The following is a 1,192-nucleotide window of genomic DNA, read 5'->3' on the forward strand; positions in this document are numbered from 1 at the left end:
GCCCCCACCACCATATACACCACATCCACCACCCTCTTTCCCTCCCCGCCGCTCTTCCGATCTGCCCGCCCCGGGGTCGCTTCCCCGGGGCGGGCACACTGCTGTCGATAGGAATTCGACGGGGGTTCGTATTCCGTTACACAACGCAGGTCGGAAGACGATTTCGATAACGACCGAATATCGCGGCCCGCCGCGACATCAACGCTTCGGCAAGGTATCGTCACGGGGCGATCACAGCGTTCTCGCGGCGGATTTCGGCCATCCGATCACCACGGCCTTGCTTAGGCTCGATGAGGTCGAATATGGTCCAGCGAGCACATCTGTGACCAGATCGTTGTAGCGCTGTCGGCCACGGGTTGGTCGGGACCGGCCGCCGGCGCCCGAGGAGAAACGGGGTGTTGTCCGCGCAGCGGTGGCGAACAACACCACAACAGCAGAAAGAGAGCAGAATTCATGCGTTTCGGCAGGGCAGCCGGCCCGAAGAGAAGTACGGGGTCGCGGTCACCTCGCGGTTGGCGTAACCGGATTCTGGCAATCGGTGCCGCGGTGCTGGCGCTTCCGGTAGCCGCGGGTATCGCGGCCCCGACCGCGGCCGTGGCCGCGCCGGTGGCGTCGCCCGTTCAGCGGGGTGCCTTCGAGGAACTGATGGTTCCCTCGAGCATGGGTCCGATCAAGGTGCAGGTCCAGTGGGCGGCGCGCGGCGGTAACGCCGGGCTCTACCTGCTCGACGGGCTGCGGGCCCGTGAGGACCGCAACGCCTGGTCGTTCGAGACCAACGCGCTCCAGCAGTTCGGCAACGACAACATCTCGCTGATCATGCCGGTCGGCGGCCAGTCGAGCTTCTACGCCGACTGGTACTCGCCGAGCAACACCAACGGCCAGAAGTTCACCTACAAGTGGGAAACCTTCCTCACCAGGGAACTCCCGGCCTTCCTCGAGGGCTACGGCGTCTCCCGGACCAACAACGCGATCGCGGGCCTGTCCATGGGCGGCAGCGCGGCGCTGGCCCTGGCCGCCTACCACCGCGATCAGTTCCGGTCGGCCGCCGCCTACTCCGGCTACCTGAACATCTCCGCGCCGGGGATGCGTGAGGCGATCCGTATCGCCATGCTCGACGCGGGTCGCTTCAATGTCGACTCGATGGCCGCCCCGTGGAGCCCGCAGTGGCTGCGGATGGACCCGTTCGTGTTCG

General features: G+C 66.1%; 1 protein-coding gene. It reads left to right on the plus strand.

Going from position 1 to position 1,192, the window contains the following annotated elements; all coding sequences use genetic code 11:
- Positions 1 to 453 precede the first annotated feature (453 nt).
- Positions 454 to 1,192: alpha/beta hydrolase (locus ACWDU1_RS32460; protein WP_450004236.1), on the plus strand; the 739-nt coding region annotated here is incomplete at its 3' end.

This window comes from Nocardia sp. NPDC003345, from assembly GCF_053589395.1.